The organism is Roseibium porphyridii (assembly GCF_026191725.2).
In the GTDB taxonomy this organism is placed as follows: domain Bacteria; phylum Pseudomonadota; class Alphaproteobacteria; order Rhizobiales; family Stappiaceae; genus Roseibium; species Roseibium porphyridii.
Map to the genome: position 1 here is coordinate 1,635,605 of NZ_CP120863.1, position 15,161 is coordinate 1,650,765.

General features: G+C 55.4%; 14 protein-coding genes. 11 read left to right on the forward strand and 3 right to left on the reverse strand.

The genetic code is table 11. From position 1 onward, the window contains the following. Positions 1-115 precede the first annotated feature (115 nt). The 11 genes from mtnK to K1718_RS07675 all read left to right on the forward strand — a co-directional run bounded on the left by mtnK (position 116) and on the right by K1718_RS07675 (position 12,126). Entirely contained in the window at positions 116-1,378 is a 1,263-nt protein-coding gene (gene mtnK, locus K1718_RS07625) for an S-methyl-5-thioribose kinase (protein ID WP_265683491.1), read from the forward strand. Beyond that, on the forward strand, positions 1,375-2,484 hold the full coding sequence (gene mtnA, locus K1718_RS07630; RefSeq protein WP_265683493.1) for an S-methyl-5-thioribose-1-phosphate isomerase: 1,110 nt from the start codon (positions 1,375-1,377) through the stop codon (positions 2,482-2,484). Before mtnK ends, mtnA begins: the two co-directional genes overlap by 4 nt. Further along, positions 2,481-3,500, forward strand: coding sequence for a sugar-binding transcriptional regulator (locus tag K1718_RS07635; RefSeq protein ID WP_265683496.1), 1,020 nt, complete (start codon positions 2,481-2,483; stop codon positions 3,498-3,500). The genes mtnA and K1718_RS07635 overlap by 4 nt, the downstream gene beginning before the upstream one ends. Beyond that, positions 3,493-4,158, forward strand: coding sequence for a class II aldolase/adducin family protein (locus tag K1718_RS07640; protein ID WP_152500366.1), 666 nt, complete (start codon positions 3,493-3,495; stop codon positions 4,156-4,158). Before K1718_RS07635 ends, K1718_RS07640 begins: the two co-directional genes overlap by 8 nt. A gap of 213 nt (positions 4,159-4,371) precedes the next feature. Next, a complete protein-coding gene (locus K1718_RS07645; RefSeq protein WP_265683500.1) occupies positions 4,372-5,514 on the forward strand; it encodes an NADH:flavin oxidoreductase/NADH oxidase in 1,143 nt (380 codons plus the stop codon). Positions 5,515-5,888: 374 nt separating this feature from the next. Continuing rightward, entirely contained in the window at positions 5,889-7,199 is a 1,311-nt protein-coding gene (locus K1718_RS07650) for an ABC transporter substrate-binding protein (RefSeq protein WP_265683502.1), read from the forward strand. Positions 7,200-7,324: 125 nt separating this feature from the next. Beyond that, the gene (locus tag K1718_RS07655; RefSeq protein WP_152500369.1) at positions 7,325-8,212 is read left to right on the forward strand and encodes a carbohydrate ABC transporter permease; all 888 of its coding nucleotides are present in this window, start codon (positions 7,325-7,327) and stop codon (positions 8,210-8,212) included. Further along, a complete protein-coding gene (locus tag K1718_RS07660; protein WP_152500370.1) occupies positions 8,212-9,024 on the forward strand; it encodes a carbohydrate ABC transporter permease in 813 nt (270 codons plus the stop codon). The genes K1718_RS07655 and K1718_RS07660 overlap by 1 nt, the downstream gene beginning before the upstream one ends. A gap of 14 nt (positions 9,025-9,038) precedes the next feature. Then, positions 9,039-10,067: an NAD(P)-dependent oxidoreductase gene (locus tag K1718_RS07665; protein WP_152500371.1), complete on the forward strand. Its 1,029-nt coding sequence runs from the start codon at positions 9,039-9,041 to the stop codon at positions 10,065-10,067. 11 nt (positions 10,068-10,078) lie between these two features. Continuing rightward, positions 10,079-11,083: an ABC transporter ATP-binding protein gene (locus K1718_RS07670; protein ID WP_265683506.1), complete on the forward strand. Its 1,005-nt coding sequence runs from the start codon at positions 10,079-10,081 to the stop codon at positions 11,081-11,083. A gap of 20 nt (positions 11,084-11,103) precedes the next feature. After that, a complete protein-coding gene (locus tag K1718_RS07675; protein WP_152500373.1) occupies positions 11,104-12,126 on the forward strand; it encodes a LacI family DNA-binding transcriptional regulator in 1,023 nt (340 codons plus the stop codon). Between the two features lie 87 nt (positions 12,127-12,213). Here the strand turns inward: K1718_RS07675 and K1718_RS07680 are convergent, their stop codons facing one another. The 3 genes from K1718_RS07680 to K1718_RS07690 all read right to left on the reverse strand — a co-directional run bounded on the left by K1718_RS07680 (position 12,214) and on the right by K1718_RS07690 (position 15,127). After that, the gene (locus K1718_RS07680; protein WP_152500374.1) at positions 12,214-12,882 is read right to left on the reverse strand and encodes a hypothetical protein; all 669 of its coding nucleotides are present in this window, start codon (positions 12,880-12,882) and stop codon (positions 12,214-12,216) included. Between the two features lie 3 nt (positions 12,883-12,885). Beyond that, positions 12,886-14,286: a selenium-binding protein SBP56-related protein gene (locus K1718_RS07685; protein ID WP_152500375.1), complete on the reverse strand. Its 1,401-nt coding sequence runs from the start codon at positions 14,284-14,286 to the stop codon at positions 12,886-12,888. Positions 14,287-14,368: 82 nt separating this feature from the next. Then, a complete protein-coding gene (locus tag K1718_RS07690; RefSeq protein WP_152500376.1) occupies positions 14,369-15,127 on the reverse strand; it encodes an IclR family transcriptional regulator in 759 nt (252 codons plus the stop codon). Positions 15,128-15,161 lie beyond the last annotated feature (34 nt).

Consider the following 15,161-nt stretch of genomic DNA (forward strand, 5'->3'; position numbering starts at 1 on the left):
GCTTTTATCCCCTTGATTAGAGTTACAGCACGCAAAATAGTCATTTGTCAACCGAGTTGACTTTTGAACAATCTTGATCATTATCGGGTGGGATAAGAGAGGAAATTTCACAGTCATGGATACGCCTGATCAGTATCGACCGTTAACGCCGGAAACGCTCGGAGCCCGTCTCGCATCGATCGACGCCGTGGCGAAACGCGTCGGATCCGACCCGGCACTTTGGACCGTACGTGAAGTCGGTGACGGCAATCTGAATTTGGTTTTCATCGTGGAGGGCCCGGAAGGGGCCGTGGTCGTCAAGCAAGCGTTGCCTTACGTACGTCTTGTCGGCGACAGCTGGCCTTTGCCGCTCTACCGGGCTTTTTTTGAAAATCACGCCCTGGTTCGACAGGCCGAACGCGATCCGGGCTCGGTGCCGGCTGTCTATCACTTTGACGACACGCAGGCGCTGATCGTCATGGAATTCCTTGCACCGCACAAGATCCTGCGCCGAAAGCTGATTGACGGCGACAAGGTTGCAGGCCTTGGAAATTTCCTCGGCAAGTTTTGCGCGCGGACAGCTTTTCGCGGATCGGAACTGTCCATGAAGAGCGCAGACAAGAAAAAGGATGTCGGCCTCTTTTCCGGCAATATTGAAATACCGGCGATTACCGAAGCGCTCGTCTTCACCGACCCGTATTATGACGCGGAGATGAACCACCACACAGACGGACTGGATGCTGTCGTTGCCAATTTGCGCTCAGATGCCAGGCTGAAGGCAAAGGTGCAGCGCCACCTGATGAAATTCGCCTCCAACACGGAGACGATGGTGCATGGCGACCTTCACAGCGGTTCGATCATGTCCACTGACACAGAAAGCCGCGTCATCGATCCGGAATTTGTTCAATACGGACCAATGGGGTTCGATATCGGGATGCTGCTGGCAAATTTCTTCATGGCCTATTTCAGCCAGCCTGCGCATAGGGCAAAAGACGAATTGGACGACTATCAGGAATGGCTCCTGTCTGTGGTCCGGGAAGTCGTCGAGATTTTTGAAGAAGAGTTCACCCGTCTCTGGCAGACCGAACGAACGGGAATGCTATATCCGGAAGCGCTGTTTGAAGGGCAGGGACATAATTCAGCCGACGCCTGTGCCGGTCTGCTCGCAGAAACCTGGAAAGAAGCTCTTGGGTTCTGCGGCATCGAAATGCATCGAAGGACATTGTCGCTGGCGCACAACGCGGATTTCGAAGAGATCGAAGACAAGGGCCTCAAGGCAGCACTGGAAGCTCGCAATCTCCACATGGGCGCGGAACTTATCCTCAATGCCGAGACGTGTGGTTCGTTGGACGAGTTGCTGTTGCTTGCGCGCCAAGTCAACAAGAAGGACATCCTATGAAGGTCAACGGAACCCACTACCGCTCGCTTTGGTGGGATGAGGACAAGGGCGCACTTCAAATTATCGATCAACGATGGCTGCCTCACGAATTTCGGGTGCAACATGTTGAAACGCTTCAGGACTTTGCTGATGCGATAGTTGAAATGCGGGTGCGTGGTGCACCGTTGATCGGGGCCACCGCTGCCTATGGCATGGCCCTTGCCGCAGCGACCGATCCTTCTGATGCAAATCTGGACAATGCCTGGGCGTTTCTGGACAAGACACGGCCGACGGCCATCAATCTTCGATGGGCGCTCAATCGGTGCCGAACTGCTTTGAAAGCGCTGCCTGAAAGTGAGCGGTCCGCTGCTGCCTTGCAGCTTGCGCATGACATTTCAGACGAGGATGTGGACATCAATCACCGCATAGGTTTGAACGGTCTGGAAATTATCCGCAAGATAGCAGCCGGCAAGCGGGACGGGGAACCCGTGCGCATCCTGACCCATTGCAATGCCGGCTGGATCGCGACGGTGGATTGGGGCACGGCGACAAGCCCAATGTATCAGGCGCATGATGAAAACATTGCAATCCACGTGTGGGTCGACGAGACGCGGCCTCGTAATCAGGGTGCGTTGACGTCGTGGGAACTTGGGAGCCACGGCATTCCGCATACTTACATCACCGACAATGCCGGCGGTCACTTGATGCAGCATGGAATGGTGGATCTGGTGATCACCGGAACGGACCGCACCACGCGCCGCGGAGATGTTTGCAACAAGATCGGAACTTACCTGAAAGCACTTGCAGCACAGGCCAACAACGTTCCGTTTTATGTCGCTTTGCCGTCGCCGACCATTGACTGGACCGTCGATGATGGGGTCGCCGAAATCCCGATCGAAGAACGCATGGAAAGGGAAGTAACCCATGTGCAGGGACTGACGGATGACGGGAGTATCGGCCAGGTGCAGGTTACTCCGATTGGGACCGCGGGCGGCAATCCGGCGTTTGATGTGACACCGAACCATCTGGTGACGGGTCTGATCACCGAGCGGGGTATTTGCGAGGCAAGTGCCGCAGGGCTTGCAGAATTGTTTCCCGATCTTGCGCAGGTCGCCAAGAGAGCATGAGACCAAGTCCGTCCAAGTCCCGACCAGCGGACGGCAGGAGCGGCGCGCGCGGCCAGGTTGCACGCGCTCGCCCGCAGGAAGATGCAATCGTTGAGGTTACCTGGTGCTACTATCAGGACGGCATGAATCAGAACGAGATTGCCGAAAGGCTCGGTATTTCTCGGGCGACGGTCGTCAATTATCTGGCGGAAGCCCGCAAGCGGGACTATGTGCGCATATCGCTCGACACGGATGTCTTTCGAAATCAGGATCTGGCGCGCCGCCTTGTTGATCAGTTCGGTCTGCGAGATGCCGTCGTCATTCCGTCGTCACCAGACGGTGCTGAGAAGTCTCTGGAGCGGGTGACACGTGTTGTGGCTGACTGGCTTCCCGGGCTTTTGGAACCGGGTGACCGGCTCGGTGTTGCCTGGGGCGAGACGGTTTACAGGGTGGCTGAGGCGGCGCCGCGCGTCACCATGGAAAACCTGACGATCGTCCAGCTTGTCGGGTCCCGTCCGGCAGCACTCGGATTTGCGGCGGAAACCTGTTCGGCGACGCTCGCCAGACGGTATGGGGCTCACTGTGTCAATCTGCATGTGCCTCTGGTCTTGTCCAACAAGGATCTTGTTGAACGGCTGAGGCAGGAACCGGTTATTGAAGCGCAGCTTCAGGCCGTGGCGAATTGCAACAAGACTATTTTCGCCTGCGGAACCTGTGGCGAAGACAGCCATGTGGTTCACACAGGTCTCCTGGATAGGGCGGATATTGAGTCTTGTGCGGAGAAGGGCGCTATTGGAGTCATTTGTGGCAGACTGATTGACCACAAGGGCCAGGGCCTTAATCGGGACATTGAAGATCGCATGATTGCGGTCACGCTTGATCAGATGCGCAACAAGGATATGGGGCTTCTGGTCGGTTCGGGTCCAGATCGGGCCGAGCCGATGCTGGCGGCCATTCGCGGCGGATATGCCACTCATGTCGCCACCTGCTCAAGCACGGCGGCCGACTTGCTCAAATTGGCGACGGAATATGCTTAAGGCACCTTACAAGGACACAAAAAAACTCAGGCAGGCGATCATCGACACGTGCAAGGAGATGAACCGGCGAGGCATCAACCAGGGCACATCTGGCAACATATCCGTGCGTGCCGGCAAGAAGATGATCATTACTCCCTCCGGTGTTCCCTATGACAGGATGACACCTGACATGCTGGCGACCGTTCCCCTTCAAGGAAAAGGAAAGGCCAAGGGACCTTTTCCACCGTCGACCGAATGGCAGTTTCATCAGGCGCTTTTGCGCGACAAGCCCGATATGCATGCCGTTGTTCATGCTCATCCGGTTCACTGTACCGCGTTGTCCATCAACCGGATGGCCATTCCGGCATGTCACTATATGGTCGCGATTTTCGGAGGCAACACCGTGCCGCTTGCGGACTATGCGCTTTTTGGAAGCGACGAATTGTCCGAACATGTTACCGGTGCGATGATCTCTCGGCACGGCTGTCTGATGGCAAATCACGGGGCCGTTGTCGTTGGTGAAACACTGGAAAAGGCTCTCTGGCGCATGGAAGAGCTGGAAGTTCTGGCGCACGCCTATATCGTCAGCCAATCGGTCGGCAAACCTCATATCCTTTCGGCGAAACAAATCGACGAGGTTCTTGGGGCGGTTGCCAACTATGGGATCAAGTCCACCTGAGCAGCTAGTGCTCTTGCCGCTACCTGGCTGACGGGGCATTCAGGAACGTGCTCGCGGACGAGCAGTCGTTGTTTGCGCCAAACCAGCTCAAGCCATTCTGCAACTTATCTAAAAAGTGAACTTCATTTCAGGTCGAATCCTGCTCAAGCTGGTTGAGATTGCCGGAAGTGCTCAGTAGCACTCAGCTACAACCGGACCTCAGTGGTGATATGCATGTCGAAACTATTTTCCTCCTTCAAGCTTCGTGAAGTGGTTTTCAAGAACCGCATTGCCGTCTCACCCATGAGCCAGTATCGAGCGATCGATGGTCATGCGAACGATTGGCACATGGTTCATCTGGGTCGGTTTGCCCTTGGTGGGGTCGGATTGGTTTATGCCGAGGCGACCGCTGTGGAAAGGGACGGACGGCGAACGCACGGCGACCTCGGGCTTTGGGACGACGCTCAGATCAGCGCCCTCAAACCCATTGCCGAGTTCATCAGCAAAGAAGGTGCAATTCCCGGCATTCAGCTGAGCCATGCCGGCCGGAAGGCGTCGGAAAGGCGTCCCTGGCATGGTGAAACACCGGTTGATCAGGAAGACAGGTCTGCACGAGGCGAAGACCCGTGGCAGGCGTGCGCGCCGTCCGCGATCCCATATGCACAAGGATGGCCGGAACCAGCTGAACTGACCGATGAGGACATTCAGCGCGTTGTTCAATCATTCGGCAGGGCAGCTGAAAGAGCTCGCAAGGCCGGGTTCAAGATGATCGAGGTTTATGCGGCGCATGGTTTTCTGATCCACCAGTTCCTGTCTCCGATTTCAAACCAACGCACCGACCGTTGGGGCGGCTCAGCTGAAAACCGGTCAAGGTTCGCAGTCGAAGTCGCGAAATCCATTCGTGCCCATTGGCCGGAAGACTACCCCTTGGCGTTCCGCTTGTCGGCAACCGACTGGCTTGACGGTGGTCTGGAAGTCGAAGACACGGTCAGGACTGCAATTGCATTGTCGAAAGCCGGCGTGGATCTCATCGATTGTTCGACGGGTGGCATCGGTGGCAAAGAACGTCCGCGCCGGATGAAAATCGAGGAAGGGTTCCAGACGCCATTTGCCGAGAAGGTGCGCAAAGAGGCGGAGATTGCGACCATGGCGGTGGGCTTCCTATGGAACCCGCAGGCTTGCGAGGACATCCTCCAGGCAGGGAAAGCCGACATGATTGCTCTTGCAAGAGAGCTTTTGGATGATCCCAACTGGCCTTTGCACAGCGCTGGAACTCTTGGCGATGATACTTCTTTTGAGAGTTGGCCGATCGAGTCAGGCTGGTGGCTAATGAAACGGGATCGGTTGCTCAGGAAACTGGGGCTCCGGTCAGATTGATCGAACGCTGAAAGCAGTTGGAAGCGACCTGCACAAGCAAAGCAAGGACGCATTTTTCCGTTGAAGATACTCTAGCCGGCTAATTTCATGTCTCTTTAGTGTGTGGCGCTGACAAGCGCCCGCACCGAAAGGCTGGTGCTACTGTGTGTCGGTGGGCTGTTTCAGAATGTGGCGGTTTCCTCGATTTCCAACCGCTGATCGATATTGTCGGCAGGCAACCAACTTTAAAAATCGTAACGGCGATTCCTGCAAGGATGTCTGAGCCTTAGCGCCCTAGATGTCCAGCGGACCTATTTTTCGATCATGTATACGTTTACATTGATGATGTATACGTATACATTGGCTGAAATAAGCAGTTCAATGGGAGGAGAACCATGAAGAACTTTCTGGCCGCAGGTGTCGCATTTGCTGTTCTTGCCGGTTTGCCAGGGACCTTGTCCGCGCAGACTGAAGTTGTTGTCTGGGTCGCTGGAGAACCGGGGCAGACCACAATTTACGATGAACTTGCAGAAGCGTTTAACGCCAAGAACCCCGATGCAAAGATCACAGTCGTCAAGAACTCGTCCGACTTGTTCAATCCTGCACTTATTCCTGCATTGTCCGCAGGAGAGGGACCTGATCTCTTCACATTTGGAACCGGACCCGGACAGCCGGCAGCGCTGATTGCAGGTGGTCTGGTCGCCGACCTGACCGATGCTTATTTTGAACATGGTTGGGGCGACACGATTCCGGAAGGCATTGTCGTTCAGACCTCGAGTGACGGCAAACTTTGGGCATTCGGCAACGAAGTCGAAACGACGGGCATGTTCTACAACAAGGCCATTTTCGCCGAGAACGGTATTGAAGTGCCGACAACCTGGGCGGAAATGGAGGCTGCTGTCGCCAAGTTGCAAGAGGCCGGGTTTGACACACCCATCGGTCTTGGTGCTGCTGACAAATGGCCGATCTCACACTGGCAATCGATGATGTTCGGACGTTACGCCGGACCTGAAGGCATCGAAGATGTTCTATTCGGGGATGGTGAGTGGACCGATGCCCACTTTGTTGCCGCATCCGCCAAGCTTCAGGAAATGGGCAAGGCAGGCTGGTTCGGGTCAACGCCGGTGGCAATCGGCTATGGCGAACTGATGGACCGGTTCTGGGCTGGTGAGATTCCCATGACATTCACCGGTCCCTGGGTGATCGGCGGCGGTATCGAGGCAGCTGGCGACCGTATCGGCGACTATAGCGTTTTTGCCGTTCCCCCCTTCGAAGACGGACAGAAAATTCATCCGACGAATTCCATCGGCAGTGGTTGGTACATTCGTCAGGGGTCGGAAGGGGCCGATATTGCCGTTCAGTTTCTCAACAGCATGTTCTTGGAGACCGATGGTCGTGTCGCATTGTTGAATGCAGGCACCATACCGGTCGGTGCTCTGGATGACGCTCTGGCTGAGGCTGAAATGTCACCTCTGGCTGTCGATATCTGGAAAACGTCGGATGACCATGCTGCAAATGGGACCGTTCCGGCTTTTCTCGACACGATTACACCGGGAAGCCTGACCACGGTATCCTATGATGGTCTTCAGGCGCTTCTGCTGGATGTCATGACGCCGGAAGAGTTTACGTCCGAGATGCAAAGTGCCTGGTCTTCGGCCAAGGAGGCCGGTGAGATCATGCTCCCCGGCGGCATTGCCGAACGGTAAGTACTCGCTCGTCAGCCGAATTGTCCCCGGATCTCTTCCGGTCCGGGGGCGCGGATCGCGCGCTGCTCTGCCTTTTTCGACAGTTGCGCGGCACATCTCAATCTCCGTTCCTCGGGAGTGGCTCGATGTTTTTCGACCCGGACTCGAAATGGGCTCAGAGGCTGAACCCGGTTCTGTTTCTGTTGCCAGCTCTGACGATCTATTTCGTCTTTGCGATCTACCCCACCATCTCGGTCGTCGAGTACTCGTTCACCAATTGGGACGGCATCAGTCCGAAACGCGAGTATGTGGGTTTTGAGAACTATGTGCGGCTCTTCACCGACAAGATTTTTTGGGAAGCCTTTCGCAACACGTTTGTCTGGTCCGGCGTCATCATTGTGATCAATGTCGGTCTCGGTCTGGTCATTGCAGCCATGCTTGCACGGGTCTGGAAAGCGCGCTTGCTGATCCAGACCTGCATCGTGCTTCCCGTTGTTATCTCGCCTATGGCCGTCGCGACGATCTGGCGCTGGATGTACCAGCCATCAGGTGTGATCAACCAAATGCTTGAATCGGTCGGTCTTGGGGCGCTGGCAACACCCTGGCTGGGAAGCCCCGACGTTGTCCTTTACGCCTTGGCGCTTGCCCATAGCTGGTCGACAATCGGCCTGAGCGTCATCATTTTCCTGGCTGGATTGCAAGCCGTTGACGAAGACCTTTATGAAGCTGCCAAGGTGGATGGTGCAACGCCTGTACAGGCCTTCCGGTATGTCACACTGCCGGCGCTGCGTCCGGTGACGGCTGTGGTGTTCATCCTGACGCTGACGCAGTCATTCAAGGTGTTCGATCTTGTCTGGGCAACCACCAAGGGCGGTCCGATCCGTTTCAGCGAAATTCTGTCGACATACATGTACAAGCGCGGTGCGCTTGAAAATCAATATGGTTACGGGTCGGCAATCGGTGTCGCGCTTCTGGTCATTGTGAGCCTGGCGACCGTCATCTATATGCAAATCCAGAACAGGGAGGACCGGTGATGTACGGCCGCTGGCTCCTGCTCTTTGTACTTGGCGTGATTGCCGTCCTGATGGCAGCGCCTCTTATCCTGACGGTTTTCACATCTCTCAAACCAACGACTGAACTGGTCAATCCTGCCTGGTATCCGCCAATCAGCGTTACCTTCGAGCATTATATCCGTGTCTGGACCGAAGGCGGTTTCAGCGGATATTTCTACAACACCCTCATCATCTCGGTTGTCGATGCCGCTGTGATGGTCGTCATTGCCTCGCTGGCCGCCTATGCACTGGTTTTCATGGACTTCAGGGGCAAGATGGTGCTCCAGATCATCTTCCTGATAGGCTTGATGATCCCGGTGACCGCCATCGTGCTGCCGTTGTTCCAGATTGTCCGTTCCTTTGGTCTGCTCAATACACATTTCGGCGTGATCGTCGCCGACCTGGCGCTTGCCGTCTCGGTGTTCGTCTTCATGTTCACCTCATACTTCGTAGGTGTGCCGAAAGCGCTCCATGAAGCTGCGCGCATCGACGGTGCGACCGAGTTTCAGATCTATCGTCGCGTGATCATGCCGATTGCCATGCCGGCAGTCGTTACCACGGCGTTGCTCGAGTTCTTGTGGAGCTGGAACGATCTTTTACTCCGCTTGCTGCTGCTGACCCAGGATGAAATGCGCACCCTTTCGGTCGGGTTGTTGAACTTTCAGGGCACCATGACCCGCGACGTGACAGGTCTTTCGAGCGGCACGGTCATCATGGCCATACCTGTCGTGCTCCTGTTTCTGTTTTTCCAGCGTCACTTCGTTCGTGGAATGACCGCGGGCGCTGTGAAGTGAAGGAACACATCGAGATGTCAAAACCAACTCTCATAATGGACCAGCATTTCAGGCAGGTTGAAGAACTGTTCCGGCCAAGCGCTTTTGCGGAACTTAAAACGCTTTGCGACGTTCATGGCGGGGTGAACTGGCAGATGGCGCGAGACGATTTTCTGGATCGGCTTCCGGATGCCGAGTTCGTTGTTGCGTCCAAGCCTGAACTCGACCGGGCAGAGATCGATGCGGCTCCAAATCTTCGCGCGATTATCGAGGTGTCGGGAACATTCCAGATCGGCCTGGATTACGAGGCCTGTTTTGCACGCGGCATTGAGGTTCTCTCATGTGCTCCCGGGTTCCGGTACTCGGTTGCGGAAATGACGCTGGGCCTAATTCTGTCCGGCGCACGAAGCATTGTTGACGAGCATGAGCGGTTCCGGCGCGGGTCGGAGCGCTGGTTCCATGACAATATTGGAACGGATTTCTCGCTCTATGGACAGTCAATTGGCTTTGTCGGATTTGGTTCAATTGCAAGGGAATGCGCGCGCCTGCTCGCTCCCTTTTCGCCTCGTATCAAGGCATTTGATCCATGGTTGAAAGCGTCGTCGACAGATGCGGAAGGTGCTGACTTCTGCGACCTGGAAGAGGTTGTCACGACATCCCGCTGCGTCATTGTTGCAGCAACGCCGACGGAGGAGAACTACAAGCTCGTCTCCCGAAGCCTGATTGAAAAAATGCCGAAAGGCACCCTTGTGATCGTGATCAGCAGGTCACATCTCGTCGATTTTGAAGCTTTGGTCGAAGCTGCAGACGCTGGCCGGATCCGTGTGGCCTGCGATGTTTTTCCGCGAGAGCCGGTGCCGCAGCGCGATCTGTTGCGGCAGAGCGAGAATGTTATCTGGTCGCCGCACAGAGCCGCAGCCGTTGAAGGGGGAAGGCATCCGATTGGAGACATGCTGGTTCACGACGTCAAAGCAATTCTAGAAGGTGTGCCGGAACGGCAATTGCAGCCCGCATCTCGTGAAACCGTCAGAAAAATCATTCGAGCTCCGCTGGTAGCGGGCTAAAGGAGGAACCGATGGCTGGGTTGGAACTCAAGAACCTTTCAAAGGCTTATGGGAACGTCGAAGTTCTTCACGACATCAATCTTTCGATCGCAGACGGAGAATTTGTCGTTTTTGTCGGACCGTCCGGCTGCGGCAAGTCTACGCTTTTGCGCATGATCGCCGGTCTTGAAAAGATCTCCGGAGGGGAGTTGATGATCGGCGACAAGCTTTCAAACGCGTTGTCTCCGAAACAGCGCAACATCGCGATGGTCTTCCAGTCCTATGCGCTTTATCCGCAGATGACGGTTGCCGAGAACATGGGTTTTTCGCTCAGTCTCGAAAGACGATCAAAGAAGGAAATCGCCGAGAAAGTTCACGAGGCGGCCGATGCATTGAAGCTGAGGCCTTATCTCGACAGGAAACCGGGACAGCTTTCGGGTGGCCAGCGGCAGCGCGTTGCAATTGGCCGCGCGATTGTACGTAATCCTCAGGTTTTTCTTCTTGACGAGCCGCTGTCCAACCTGGATGCGGCCCTCCGCTCCGAAACCCGAGTAGAGATCAGTGAACTTCATCAGCGAATGGACACGACAATGATCTATGTGACGCATGATCAGGTCGAAGCCATGACGATGGCAGACCGGATTGTGGTTCTGAACGGAGGCTATATCGAACAGGTTGGCAGTCCGATGGAGCTCTACAACAAACCGGCAAGCGAATTTGTGGCCGGGTTTATCGGTTCACCCAAAATGAACTTCGTGAAGGGGCGTCTTGCAGACGCAGTTGGGGCCACAACGCTTGGTGTTCGACCGGAGCATTTTTCCTTAGGCCAGAGCGATGATGCCTGGGAAGGCACGGTTACGCTTGTCGAACGACTGGGCCACGATACGATCCTATATGTGAAAGTTCCGGAGGCGGGCGTGTTGACGGTGAGCCTTAACGGGCAACATGATCAGAATGTCGGGGACACAATATACTTGCGGCCCAAGCAGGAATTCATTCATAAATTCAATTCCGAAGGGCGGCCTATCGCTGCCTGACCGACGCAGCTGCGGAATTAATGAGTTCAAAGCGCCCGACATCGAGAGACGTAGCAAGACAGGCCGGTGTTTCGGTCGCGACCGTGTCGCGGACGATAACGAGACCGGAAGACGTCAACGAAGAAACGCGCGAACACGTCCTCAGCGTTATGCGGCAGATGGGCTACCGTGCCAATCGCGCGGCTGCCGATTTGCGCCGTGGCAGCAGCAAGACGCTCCTTGTCCTGGTTTCCGATATTACAAACGCGTTCTTTTCCGAATTTTTCAAAGGGATCGAAGAGGAGGCGCGCCAGCATGGATATGTGGTTCTGATCGGTGATACGTCCGAAGTGGCGAGCAACGAGCGCGTTTACTCCAACATGCTTTTGATGAACCAGGCTGGTGGGCTGATCCTGAATACCTACGATTTTCCCGCAGATCTCATGCCGACAAATGGTGATGGCAGTTACAAGGGGCCTCCTCTTGTGTCTTGTGCCGGGCACAAGGATGTCGATGTGCCTTCGGTACGTACGGATGACGCTCTGGGCGGGCGATTGGCAGCCGAGCACCTCATCGAGCTGGGTCACAAGGACATCATTCAGATATGTGGTCCGTTACAGGTGCACGGGTTCGAACGGCGTTATTTCGGATTTCGACAGGCCTTGAAGCAGGCGGGCATTGATATCCAGGAAGAGCGTGCCAGGGTGGGTCTGCTGTCGGTCCAGTTCGGCATCGATGCCGCACACCGGCTTGTGGATGAGGGAAGCCTGCCGACGGCCGTTTTCGTGCACAATGATGAGACGGCAACTGGGTTTCTTCATGGTCTTGCAAATCGCGGGATACGTGTTCCAGACGATATTTCTGTCGTTGGATATGATGACATGCCCTATGCGGCGGTCTTCAATCCCGGACTGACGACCGTCCACCTACCGCGCAGACGTTGGGGGCAGTTGGCCTGCCAAAAACTGATATCGGTTCTTGAAAACGACAAGAACGCCAGCCAGCCAGTGATAATCCCGCCTACACTGGTGCCGCGCGCAAGTACGGCTGCTCCTCGCCGGTAAGGCAGATCTTGCAAGCGACGAGACGTTTGGTTGCGCAAAAATATTCCGCATTTCAATCGGCTCAGCCAATTGCGCTGGATGTGCTGGTCAGTGTCCAGCGTAGGCCGAATAGATGCCGAATGCCCCGACAAGGACAAGACTGAGCGCCCAGACCAGGTCCAGATTGAACCAGGTCTTCGACAGAAATTTCAATCCCAGCCAAAGATAGATGAAAAGGGCGATTAGTCCTCCGGACACCATCATGGCAAGCGTATGGACGGCGGCGACCAGAAATGCAATCACGACATTGTTGTTCATAAGGCTTTGTGCCGCCAGGTGGCCATCGTCGAGGCCGCCGGCCTCGCAAATTCCCAAAAAGATCGGGACCAGCATCAGGCCTGCCCCATGGGCCATTGCCGCAAGAAACGACCAGAAGGCGAGGCGGGCCGGATGGACCCGGGCCAGCATTTTCGGGTGTCTGCGATTGATGAGCAGGTAAACGCCCATTGCGATCACCAAAACGCCTGCACCGATCCGGATTTCCATTTCCCATTCGACCAGAAACAGCAGCAGGGAAAACGGCAGCAAGATGCAGATCATCGCCAGGAAATGGCCACCGGCGAGAAGCGCCAACGCTTTTGGCAACGCTCTGTGGTCGCGTTCCATCAATGCTGCTGACACAGCCAACGGCCATCCCATGCCCGGGTTCACACCATGATAGATGCCGGAGATGATGACGGCCCACCATAGGGCCGTCGTCGTCGCGAGATCGGTCATGCGTCAGACCGAAGGGTAGCAAAAGCTGTCCGTTGAACAGTCGCCACCTTCAAGGCGGATCTGGTGGGCCCTCAAGCCCTTCGGGAAATCTATGTAGAAATCCTTGTCGAGCTCCAATCCGCCGTTTTCGCCGACACGCGCCATAACCATCTGGCCGCCTTCGGTTCCAGGATAGAACTGATCGTCCCAGGTCGAATAAAGCGAGTTGGTCCAGTAGACGCGTTTTCCGTCGCGGCTGATTTCCACCATTTGTGGGCCATAGGCGAAATCCTTGCCGTTGGGATGCTTGGCGCTCCTGGCAATGCCGCCCAATTCAACCTTGCCCGTCAGAACAGGGTTCATCGGGTCGGAGACATCATATTGATGCATTTCTCCCAGCCCCCAGCACGCAACATAAAGGTATTTGTCGTCGAGGCTGAGGTCGATATCGGTCACGAGCGGCGGAACGGCTTCGAAACCCTGCAACAGTGGTGGCAAGTTCTCAGCTTTTTCCGGACGTGGATCGATGGTGATGGTTTTCTTGGATTTCCATTTTCCGTCTTCGTCGCGCCACCAGGTAAAGATTGAACCCTGCAAATTGGTGGTGTCGACGACGACACCACAGAACCCATAGGACTTGGTGGGGTCGTGAGCCGGGCGGATCTCCAGTGCCATCTGATGGTTCTCGCCAAAGTCCATCGTCTGGATATTCTTGCGCTTGCGCAAATCCCAGAAATGGATCGAATGTCCATATTTGTTGGACAGTAGATCTTCCGGGACAACACCGTTTTCGAACTGCGGCGGCAAACCCCACTCAGAACTGACCATGTAGTCCTGAGGAAGGTTCCACCAGAAATCATAGTGTTTGTCCTGCTTGCCCCGATCCATCTCGTATTGACCGATGATGTCGAAGGTTTCGCAGTCCATGATGAAAATACCCGGAGGGCCGTCCGTACCGTCTTCACCGCGGCCGCCAAGGCAGCTGACATAGATCCCCTCGGGACCGCAATGAATTGTATGGGGACGAGAATATCCGGTCTTGGCGAATACCTCTTCGGGCTCGATTGTCTTGTGGATCTTCGCTTTCAAAGGTTCCTTGACGTCTATCACATAGATGCGCGATGAACGGATGCCTGGAACAATGAGATAGCGCCGTTCGAGGAACGCGTGACCTGAAAGCGGCGACAGAGCCGACGAACATGCGTTCCAGCCAAAGTGATGGAACTCATCGCCCTTGTTGGGCACGATCACCTGATGAACGATCTGCCCGTAGCTGTCGGACTTTGGGTTGAGGTCAACAACGGCTATGCCGTCGGATTGCGATCCGTCGGGACTGAGCATTACCGTAAATGCATAATTTTCGACCGGTGCCTGCATCGCAAGCTTTGGCGATGCATGGAATGTAGGATCTGGCCTAAGGTTCATTTTTTCCTCCCATTTTGGTAGCAATGCCGCCATTCCGGACACGCAGTTCCAGCCCGCAATCGGGCTAAAAATCAGTTTTTGGCTAGATCTCCGCAACGTTGCAGAGCTGAATGGCTCCACTGATTTTTTCCGATAGACCGGTCAGTTTCTGGCCGATCTCAAGTCGATATTCCTTTCCAAATCTGCGAATGGGACCCACCGCACCAACACTGAACGTCGCGCCGATATTCCCGATCGAAACCGGTGCAGCAACGCTTGCGATGCCCAGGTCGATTTCCTGATCACAATCGGCAAATCCCCGTTTTGAAATCTCCTCAAATTCCGCCCGGAGTTCAGCTTTCGTGATCTTGGTGTGCTCGGTGTACTGCTTCATGCTGCGGGACAGGATTTCTTCCTGAAAGTCTGGTTCGGCGAATGCAGCAATCGCCTTGGAACAGGAGCAGGCATGCATCGGACGAACGCCGAGGCCTGGATGAATAAAGGCGCGTGCCGGATCGTCCGGGGTTTCCACATGGATGATTTCCACCTTGCCGCTGCGAAAGCGTGCCAGGAAAACCGTTTCGTTGAATTTGGTGGCTGCGGCTTTCAATAGCGGAGCCGCGCATCGCCGGACATCGACATCCGATTTGCCCAGCAATGCGATGCGGATCAGGCGTTCACCAACGACGTATTGTCCGTCGTCGGAAGGTTGATCCAGGAGTTTTCGGTCGAGCAGGGTCTGTATCAGCCTGTAGCAGGTCGGTTTGGGCAGTTCGGTCGCCTTCTGCACTTCAAGCGTTGAAACCGGACGCCCTGCGACAGCAATGATCTCCAGGAGGTTGATCAGACGTTCTAGGTGCATATTGACGGGTCTTTCTCAAATTGTAAGACTGCCT

Coding starts and splice junctions, on each gene's coding strand:
- mtnK (WP_265683491.1), top strand. CDS start 116: ATGGATACGCCTGATCAGTATCGACCGTTAACGCCGGAAACGCTCGGA.
- mtnA (WP_265683493.1), top strand. CDS start 1,375: ATGAAGGTCAACGGAACCCACTACCGCTCGCTTTGGTGGGATGAGGAC.
- K1718_RS07635 (WP_265683496.1), top strand. CDS start 2,481: ATGAGACCAAGTCCGTCCAAGTCCCGACCAGCGGACGGCAGGAGCGGC.
- K1718_RS07640 (WP_152500366.1), top strand. CDS start 3,493: ATGCTTAAGGCACCTTACAAGGACACAAAAAAACTCAGGCAGGCGATC.
- K1718_RS07645 (WP_265683500.1), top strand. CDS start 4,372: ATGTCGAAACTATTTTCCTCCTTCAAGCTTCGTGAAGTGGTTTTCAAG.
- K1718_RS07650 (WP_265683502.1), top strand. CDS start 5,889: ATGAAGAACTTTCTGGCCGCAGGTGTCGCATTTGCTGTTCTTGCCGGT.
- K1718_RS07655 (WP_152500369.1), top strand. CDS start 7,325: ATGTTTTTCGACCCGGACTCGAAATGGGCTCAGAGGCTGAACCCGGTT.
- K1718_RS07660 (WP_152500370.1), top strand. CDS start 8,212: ATGTACGGCCGCTGGCTCCTGCTCTTTGTACTTGGCGTGATTGCCGTC.
- K1718_RS07665 (WP_152500371.1), top strand. CDS start 9,039: ATGTCAAAACCAACTCTCATAATGGACCAGCATTTCAGGCAGGTTGAA.
- K1718_RS07670 (WP_265683506.1), top strand. CDS start 10,079: ATGGCTGGGTTGGAACTCAAGAACCTTTCAAAGGCTTATGGGAACGTC.
- K1718_RS07675 (WP_152500373.1), top strand. CDS start 11,104: ATGAGTTCAAAGCGCCCGACATCGAGAGACGTAGCAAGACAGGCCGGT.
- K1718_RS07680 (WP_152500374.1), bottom strand. CDS start 12,882: ATGACCGATCTCGCGACGACGACGGCCCTATGGTGGGCCGTCATCATC.
- K1718_RS07685 (WP_152500375.1), bottom strand. CDS start 14,286: ATGAACCTTAGGCCAGATCCTACATTCCATGCATCGCCAAAGCTTGCG.
- K1718_RS07690 (WP_152500376.1), bottom strand. CDS start 15,127: ATGCACCTAGAACGTCTGATCAACCTCCTGGAGATCATTGCTGTCGCA.